This window comes from Streptomyces sp. NPDC054840 (assembly GCF_053611065.1).
Genome location: NZ_JBSGZP010000341.1, coordinates 1 through 7808, shown reverse-complemented (window position 1 = coordinate 7808; position 7808 = coordinate 1). Strand labels below are relative to the sequence as shown.

6 protein-coding genes are annotated in these 7808 nt (G+C 71.0%); 1 reads left to right on the top strand and 5 read right to left on the bottom strand.

Going from position 1 to position 7808, the window contains the following annotated elements; translation table 11 throughout:
- Nucleotides 1-41: 41 nt before the first annotated feature.
- From ACWGIU_RS22910 to ACWGIU_RS22890, 5 genes are all read right to left on the bottom strand, one after another.
- Entirely contained in the window at nt 42-875 is an 834-nt protein-coding gene (locus ACWGIU_RS22910) for a helix-turn-helix transcriptional regulator (RefSeq protein ID WP_453708563.1), read from the bottom strand.
- A 119-nt stretch (nt 876-994) separates the two neighbouring features.
- Complete coding sequence (locus ACWGIU_RS22905; protein ID WP_453708562.1) at nt 995-1861, bottom strand: helix-turn-helix domain-containing protein; 867 nt, start codon at nt 1859-1861, stop codon at nt 995-997.
- Nucleotides 1862-2302: 441 nt separating this feature from the next.
- Nucleotides 2303-3046 carry an Ldh family oxidoreductase gene (locus ACWGIU_RS22900; RefSeq protein ID WP_453708560.1) on the bottom strand — a complete coding sequence of 248 codons (744 nt, stop codon included), beginning with the start codon at nt 3044-3046 and terminating at the stop codon, nt 2303-2305.
- A gap of 152 nt (nt 3047-3198) precedes the next feature.
- Nucleotides 3199-5679 carry an alpha/beta fold hydrolase gene (locus tag ACWGIU_RS22895; RefSeq protein ID WP_453708558.1) on the bottom strand — a complete coding sequence of 827 codons (2481 nt, stop codon included), beginning with the start codon at nt 5677-5679 and terminating at the stop codon, nt 3199-3201.
- A gap of 54 nt (nt 5680-5733) precedes the next feature.
- Nucleotides 5734-6132, bottom strand: coding sequence for a nuclear transport factor 2 family protein (locus ACWGIU_RS22890; protein WP_453708556.1), 399 nt, complete (start codon nt 6130-6132; stop codon nt 5734-5736).
- Nucleotides 6133-6356: 224 nt separating this feature from the next.
- Between ACWGIU_RS22890 and ACWGIU_RS22885 the strand changes: the two genes are divergently transcribed.
- Nucleotides 6357-7754 carry an MFS transporter gene (locus ACWGIU_RS22885; RefSeq protein WP_453708554.1) on the top strand — a complete coding sequence of 466 codons (1398 nt, stop codon included), beginning with the start codon at nt 6357-6359 and terminating at the stop codon, nt 7752-7754.
- Nucleotides 7755-7808: the final 54 nt, after the last annotated feature.

The window sequence follows — 7808 nt, the reverse complement described above, 5'->3', positions numbered from 1 at the left end:
GGTGCGGCCTTCCCGCCGCCGCAGCCGCCGGCCGGGATGGATCAGCCGGACCGGCCCGAGACCCGGGCGAGCAGGTCGTCCAGGGCGGCGGCGGACGCCGAACCGGGTTCGGGGCTGAACACCACGGCCCACTCCCCGTTCTGCGCCCCCTCCTCCAGCACCACCCGGGAGAGCTCCACGGGGCCCACCGCGGGATGCTCGAAGCGGACGAGGGCGCCGCAGTCGTCCTCGTCCCTTCTCTCCTCGGCAGGTCGGAACCACAGCTCCGCGAACTCCCGGCTGGTGGCGGCCAGTTCGACCACCATGCAGGACAGTGCCTCGTCCGGATGCTGCTCCGTCGCCCGCCGCAGGGCCCCCACGAGTCCGGCGACCTGCCGCTGCCCGTGCCCGTACAGCGCCCGCGTCGCCCGGTCGAGGAAGAGCATCCGGGCGAGGTTGGGCTGTACGTGCTCCACGGGCCAGTCCAGGTCCCAGGCGAGCAGCGCCTGCCCCGGCAGGTTCCATCCGGTGATGTCGTAGCGGTGGTTGAAGGCGATGACCGGCAGCATGGGCACCGCACGGGTCAGATGGCCGAGCCCCCGCAGCCGGGACGTGCCCGGGGAGGCCCCGAGCCGGAACAGTTCGGCCCGGTCGTCGGCGCCGAGGCGCAGTGCCGACGCCAGCGCGTCGAGCACCGACAAGGACACGCGGCCGGCCCGGCCGTCCTCGATGTCGGTGTAGCGGTCGGCGTCGAGCCCCGCCGCCCGGGCCAGTTCGGCGGGCAGCAGACAGGGCGCGGTCCGCGCCCCCGCACCCGTCGACACCCCCGTATGCTCGGAGGCCGTGCGGAGGCGGTGGGAGCGCAGGAACTGGCTGAGGTCGGCGAAGGAGTCCATGGGTCCAGTCTCGGCGAGGCGTTGATCCCCTCGCCTGCCCCTGCTGGTCATCCTCAGCGAGTATTGACGGATTCTCGACTGCCCCCGGACCGGCTCCGGCGTCCTGCCGGCGAAGGCCGCTAACCGCCCCCGCGGCCCTCCAGGAGGACGCGCAGCGCCTCTTCCTCAAGGGAGGCGGGCTCCGCGTGGTACAGCACGATGCACTGGTCGGGGGAATCGGGAAGCCGCAGACTCTCGAAAGAGAGGGTCAGCTCCCCGACGGCCGGATGATGGAGATGGCGCGTACCGAACGTCTTGTCCCACACCACGTGCCCCGACCAGATCTCGGTGAACTCCGGGCTCGCGTAGGAGAGACGCTCGATCAGCTCGACCAGTTCCGGGTCGCCCGGGAAGCGGCCGGCCATCATCCGCAGGTACCCCGCCATCTCGACGGCCTCGTCGTTCCAGCGGGGGTAGAGGGCGCGGGCGCCGGGGTGGAGGAAGACGAGCTCGGCCAGGTTCGGCGGTGTGTCCCGGGCGAGGAGTTCCTCGATGTCGATGTGTCCGGAGAACATGGTCCGGGCAAGGGCGTTCCAGGCGAGGATGTCCATCTGCCGGCCCAGCACGACCGCCGGCCCCTGCAGGTAGGCGGAGATCATCCGGGCCACCGCGGGCCGCACCTCCTCGGCGGCCTTGGCCGGGCGCGCGAGCTCGGCGGCACGGGACAGGTTGTGCAGGTGCGCCCGCTCGCCCGCGTTCAGGCGCAACGCGTTGGCGATGGCGTCCAGGACCTCGGGAGAGGCGCTGCGGTTCTGTCCCTGCTCCAGGCGCGTGTAGTAGTTGACGCTGACCTGGGCGATGTGGGCGACCTCCTCCCTGCGCAGCCCCTGCACCCGGCGTCTCTTGCCGTCGCCGGGCAGGCCGATGTCGTCCGGCGTCAGCAGGCTGCGCCGTACCTGAAGGAACTTTCCAAGATCAGAATCTCGAACTCCCGCCGCCCGCTGCATTCTCTTTTCGCCTTTCGCTGCCCGCGCACTGCGCTGAAACATCCGCCGAATACTAGCCGATGGGAACGTGGGGAAGTGCCCGTCCGCGGCCGGTCTGATTCACGCCACGGGCCTCCCTACAAAGGAAACCCGGAACAGCGAATTCCGGCCCGTGACATCCGTCACTCCATAAGACCACGGGGCCAAGATCCCATGCGACAAGGCGATTTGGCGAGCAAGGCAGGACCGGCGAGTCCCCCGGCGAGGGAACACCGACGACAATTCAGCCAGTGCCGACTTATTCCCGAGCGGGCTGCCGGCGCCGTCGTTACTGGTCACTTACCGTGTAAATCCACCTCGATTGTTGAGGTGTGTACGATTTTTAGTTCGGGTGTGTACTACCTGCCTTCCGGTGCGTTCTCCGGCGGGATCGGTAAATCAAATAGGTCCGGAGTGTTTACTTCAGGGGTGTTCGGAACGGGTGGGCCGGCGCCGGTCCAGCGCCCGTACCGGCGTCACCTTGACCAGAGCCGCGATCCGGACCAACTCGTCCAGAACCGGAACCGGCAGCGTCAACCGCGGCCGCACCGCCCCCGCCCGGGCCGGCGGGACCGGCGGGACCGGCGCGACGGGGCGCAAGGGGCTTGCAGCGGTTCGGTCCAGACACATCAGGAACTGGCTTGTTACCGCCCCCTCCCACAACACCCCCGCACCCCCTGCGGACCCGGCCGCACGCGTGGTGATGACCCCTACGGCGCCACCGCGCGCCGCCCGTCCCGAGTACCAGGCCGTGATGCCGACATGGCGTGAATGCTGCACCGAGACCATGGACGAGCCCCGCACCCGGGCCTGCTCCACCGCCTGGTCCACGGCGAAGGCCAACGCGGGCTGCCCCAGCCCGTGATGCGCGTCGATCACCGTGACGTCCCCGTACCGGCGCACGATCTCCGGCCGGGCGGCCCCGTTGATCGTCCCGCCCAGCAGCCCCCGCACGTAGGGGAGCAGCCGGACCACCCCGTGCCGGGCCGCCCCCGCCAGATCGGCGGCCACCAGCACCTCGGCCGTCAGGTCCGCGTCGGCCGGGCGGGCACCCGCCGATTCCAGGGCCGCGCTGACGAACGCGGTCAGCTCATGCCCGGCCACCACCGCCACCAGGCCGGGCCCGCACCCGCGCACCGGCACGGGCGCCGCCGTCACCTTGGGCATCCGTTCTCCCTCCTCTGCTCTCGCGCCGGCTCGCAACCGGTCCCGGACAGACAGAAGGCGGACGCCCGGGCAACCGACAGGAGAGTCACCGGACATCCGCCTTCGCCTCCTCGGCGCCCCGCCCACGGGGGACGGGGGAGGGGCAGCCAGGACTATTGGGAGAGGAACTCCTCCAGCAGGGTGGCCAGCGCGACCGGGGTCTCCACCATCGGGTAGTGGCCGGCGTTGCCGACCACGGCCAGCTGCCCGTTCGGGTAGTGCTTCATCCACGTCTCCTGCATCGACTCGGCCGTCACCGCCGGGTCGTGCTCACCGACCACCACCAAAGCCGGCACCTGAGCACCGCTCACCCGGTCCGCGAAGTCGGTGGTACGGAAGGAATCCAGGTAGCTGCGGAAGGCGACCGGCCCGACCTCCTTCATCGAGGACTCCGCGAAGGAGGTCACCCAGTGCGGGGACAGCCGGTTGCCGGTGGTCATATCGATGACGATGCGACGGTTCTCCACCTTGTGCGCGGCCTCCGCGAACAGCGGGAAGTCGGAGTCCGGAATGGGCATGCCGCCCGCGGGCACCGGACTCAGCCCCACGATCCGCCGCACCCGCTGCGGGGCCTTCAGCAGCACCTGCTGGATCGGCTGCCCGCCGAGCGAGTGCCCGATCAGCGAGAACTCCTGCCAGCCCATGCTGTCGGCCAGCGTCAGCACGTCCGAGGCGATCTCGTCGGTCGTGTACGTACCGGCCACGTCCAGGCTGCGCCCGAACCCCCGGGCATCCATGAAGGCATACGTGAAACGCGACCCGTCCAGGTACGGCCACAGCGGCGAGAACGACTGGTGCCCGCCGAAGAGGGAGTGCAGCACGATCACCTTGTGCGGGCCGGAGCCCACGGTGTGGGCGAAGGGGACGGATCCGGCGGTCTGGTACATGTCTTCTTCCTCCAGCGGGAGTTCATCGGTCGGTGAAAGGCCGGCCCCGGGGGCGGTGCCCGCCCCGGGGACCAGAAGGCGGTCGAGGGTGTCGTACAGCTCGCGCAGCTCCTCGCGGTGCCCGTGCAGGACGATGTGCCCGTCCGGCCGCACCAGGTGGAAACCGGCGTGCCGGCAGTGCAGTTCACGGGCGGCCGACACGGCCGGCCCACGCCCGGGGAGAGCCGCGGTGTCCACCACCCGCACCTGGCCGGCCCACGGCCCGGCCAGCCGGCGGACCGCCTCGGCCAGGCCCCGGTCCGGATCCTTCTCGCCCGGCAGCACCACCAGGTGCAGCCGGACCGGATCGGCGGCCGGTCCGGCCACCCCCAGCGCCACGGCCAGCGGCCGCGGCAGGGCCGCACCCTCCCGGGCGTGCCGGCGCAGACCTGCCCGGGCCGAGCACCAGTGCACGGGCCTCGTGCGCCTCGGCCCGTCCGCGACCGGCCCGTAGACCCAGCGCCGGCCCGCGGCGACGGGCACGTAGAAGCGGTCCAGGACCCCCGTACGGTCCAGGGCCCGCATCGCCGTGTCCCGCAGGGTGACCTGGCTGCCCTTGGTCCACATCGCGGCCCGGGTCTGCAGGTCGGTGTCGCGCACGACGGCATCGGCCACCGCCGCCCGCTCGGGCGTGTAACTCTCCAGCAGCCCGGTCCGCGCCTCGCCGCGCACCACCGAGGCCAGCTTCCAGGCGATGTTCTGGGCGTCCTGGATCCCCGTGTTCAGACCCTGCCCGCCCATCGGGCTGTGCGCGTGGGCGGCGTCCCCGGCCAGGAAGACCCGGCTCAGCTGGAAGGAGGCGGCGCGGCGGCGGTGCACCCGGAAGGTGGTCACCCAGTCCGGGTCGGTCAGCCGCAGTCCGCCCGGCCCGCGCAGGTCCACCAGCCGCTGCATGTCCGCCAGCGTCCCCTCCGCCATGTCCGCAGGAGCGTTGGTGAAGAAGCGGAACAGCCCGAACGGCTGCGGCACGATGGCCAGAACGCCCATCCGCGACTGGTAGTAGTGGATCTCGTCCGGCTCCAGCGGATCACCGGCCACCTTCGCGTCCGTGATCAGGAAGCGGTTCTCGTACGTGGCGCCCTCGTAGGCGATGCCGAGCTGGCGGCGCACCGCGCTCGTCGCCCCGTCCGCCCCGATCACCCAGGGGACGGTGACCCGCTCGACGCCCCCGCCGGCATGCTCCAGCACGGCGGTGACCGGCCGGTCCTCGCGTATCGCCCCGCTGAAGTCCACGTCCTGCAGCGACACCAGCCGCACACCGCGCTCGACCCGGCCGCCGAGCCGGTGCAGACCCTCGGTCAGCACCTCCTCGGTGAGCCGCTGGGGCAAGCAGTAAGGAGCCATGTCGTCGGCCATCCGCATACGGGTGACCGGCTTCTTCTCCGAGTAGTAGGTCATCTGCCGCAGCTTGACCGCGACCTGGCCGACACCCCCGGAGAGCCCGAGGTCCTCCAGGATGTCCAGGGTGCGCGGCCACACCAGCATCGCCTTGGAGTGGACACTGGGGCCGGGGGCCGCGTCCACGATTCGGACGCGGACCCCCCGGCGCAGCAGTTCACAGGCCGCGGTCAGGCCGGTCGGGCCGGCACCTACGACGAGGACGTCGTAGGCATCGCGCCGCGCGGCGTCCGCGCCGGCGTCTTCTTCAGTGGGGTACCGGGTGGTCATCGAAGCCTCTTTCGCGCTCGCCGTCCGAAGCCGGATCGAAGTGGGCCGGACGGCTCAGAGGAAGGCCAAGGAGATGGCGTAGCTGTCCTCGTGCATGTGGTAGCGGGTGATCAGCCCGTCGCGGACCTGCAGTTCGACCGCGAACTCCGACGTGAACGCCTTACCGGTGGCGTTCACCCGGTAACGGAACCGCCCCAGGGCCACGGCCGTGCCGTCCTCGGCCAGGATCCGCTCGATGGCGAACTCCTCCGGCGTGAGGTTCTCACCCGCCTGCTTGAAGAAGTCCGCGACCTCGCCGCGGGTGGTGCGCTGTCCCATCCACGGGATCAGCGCGGTGTCACCGGGAGTGAACCAGTCGAGGGGCTCCGCGAGCAGTTCGAGCGCCCGGTCGGCCTCGCCTGCACCGAGCCGGCCGAAGAAGTCTTCGACTACCGAGAGTGTGGAATTCGTCATGCCCCGAAACGTATTCACGGCCGGGCCGCATGAGACAGACCCAGCCAGTGGTACCCACCGCAGCCCTATGAAACAGCGGGTACTGGCTAGCCCTCCACACCGCGCAGATGCTCGGAGCACACCAACCGGCAGGAAGCGAAAGGTCTCTCATGTCAACGGTCAACAGCCCCGAGGAGACTCGGGCAGATCATTCGCCGGGCCCGGCGGCCCCCGCGTCGGAGCGGATGACGAAGCGCCAGACGCTCATCCTGCTCCTGCTGCTCGGCGCACAGTTCACCCTGGCGGTGGACTTCTCCATCATGAACGTGGCGGTCCCGGTCATCGGCCGGGAGCTCGACTTCGCCACGGAGAACCTGCAGTGGATCGCCACGGCCTTCGCGCTCAGCGCCGCCGGGTTCAGCCTGCTCTTCGGCCGGGTCGCCGACCTGATCGGAGCCCGCAAGGTCTTCCTCGCCGGCCTCGTCCTGCTGACCCTCTCCTCCCTGGCGGGCGGCCTCGTCGACGCCGCGGGCCCGCTCCTCGCCGCCCGAGTGGCGCAGGGCCTGGCGACCGCCATGGTCACCCCCGCGGGCCTCGCCCTGCTCATCACCTCCTTCCCCGAAGGACCCCTGCGCGACCGCGCACTCGGGCTCAACGGCGCGATGCTCTCCGCCGGATTCACCTGCGGTGCCATCCTGGGCGGTCTGCTCACCGACACCCTGAGCTGGCGCTGGGGCTTCTTCATCAACATCCCGATCGGCATCCTGCTGATCGTCGTCACCCCCATGCTGATCAAGGGCGGTGCCCGCTCGCACGGCGGCAAGCTGGACATCCCCGGCGCCGTGTCCGTCAGCGCCGGCCTCATCGCCCTGGTGTACGGCATCTCCGCCGCAGGCCAGTACGGCTGGGGCGACCCCACCACCCTGATCTCCCTCGCCGTCGGCGTCGTCCTCCTCGTCGTCTTCGGCTTCGTGGAGCTCAACGCCAGCGAGCCGCTGGCCCCCCTGCGCATCCTCGGCCGCCGCACCGTCACCTGGGGCAACATCGGCGGCGCCACCACCTTCATCGGCTTCACCGCCATGATCTTCCTGCTCACCCTCTACCTGCAGGAAGTCCTCGGCTACTCGGCCATCGCGACCGGCCTGACCTTCGGCGTGCTCGGCGTCGGCGCCTTCCTCGGAGGCGTCACCGCCCCCCGCTGGATCGGCGCCCTCGGCAGCAGCCGGGCCGTCCTCGTCGCCGGCTTGCTCGTCCAGGGCATCACGGTCGGCGCGCTGTTCTTCGCCGGTGACGCCCGCGGCTGGCTGTACGGAGTCCTGGGCCTGGCCTTCCTCAGCAGCTACGCCCACGTCGCCGCCATCGTCGGCTTCATGGTCACCGCCACCTCGGGCCTGCCCAACGAGCAGCAGGGCCTGGCCACCGGCATCACCACCCTGACCCAGCAGGTCAGCATCACGATCGGCATCCCGATCATGAGCGCGATCGCCACCGCCCAGATCCGGAGCCTGTCGAGCGAGCCCGTCAAGGCCGCGACCCTCTCCGGCATCAACCTCGCGATCCTCGTCAACGGCCTGATCCTCATCGGCGTCGCCCTGCTGGTCGCACTCTTCCTCCGCAACCGCCGCACCGCCGACCAGCACTGACCGGCCCCCGCCGGCCCCGAACGACCGTCGCCGGGGGCTACACCCCCCCCGGAG

Bases quoted from the DNA above. Each gene is read 5' to 3' on its own strand.
- ACWGIU_RS22905 (WP_453708562.1), bottom strand. From the start codon at position 1,861: ATGCAGCGGGCGGCGGGAGTTCGAGATTCTGATCTTGGAAAGTTCCTT.
- ACWGIU_RS22890 (WP_453708556.1), bottom strand. From the start codon at position 6,132: ATGACGAATTCCACACTCTCGGTAGTCGAAGACTTCTTCGGCCGGCTC.
- ACWGIU_RS22910 (WP_453708563.1), bottom strand. From the start codon at position 875: ATGGACTCCTTCGCCGACCTCAGCCAGTTCCTGCGCTCCCACCGCCTC.
- ACWGIU_RS22885 (WP_453708554.1), top strand. From the start codon at position 6,357: ATGACGAAGCGCCAGACGCTCATCCTGCTCCTGCTGCTCGGCGCACAG.
- ACWGIU_RS22895 (WP_453708558.1), bottom strand. From the start codon at position 5,679: ATGACCACCCGGTACCCCACTGAAGAAGACGCCGGCGCGGACGCCGCG.
- ACWGIU_RS22900 (WP_453708560.1), bottom strand. From the start codon at position 3,046: ATGCCCAAGGTGACGGCGGCGCCCGTGCCGGTGCGCGGGTGCGGGCCC.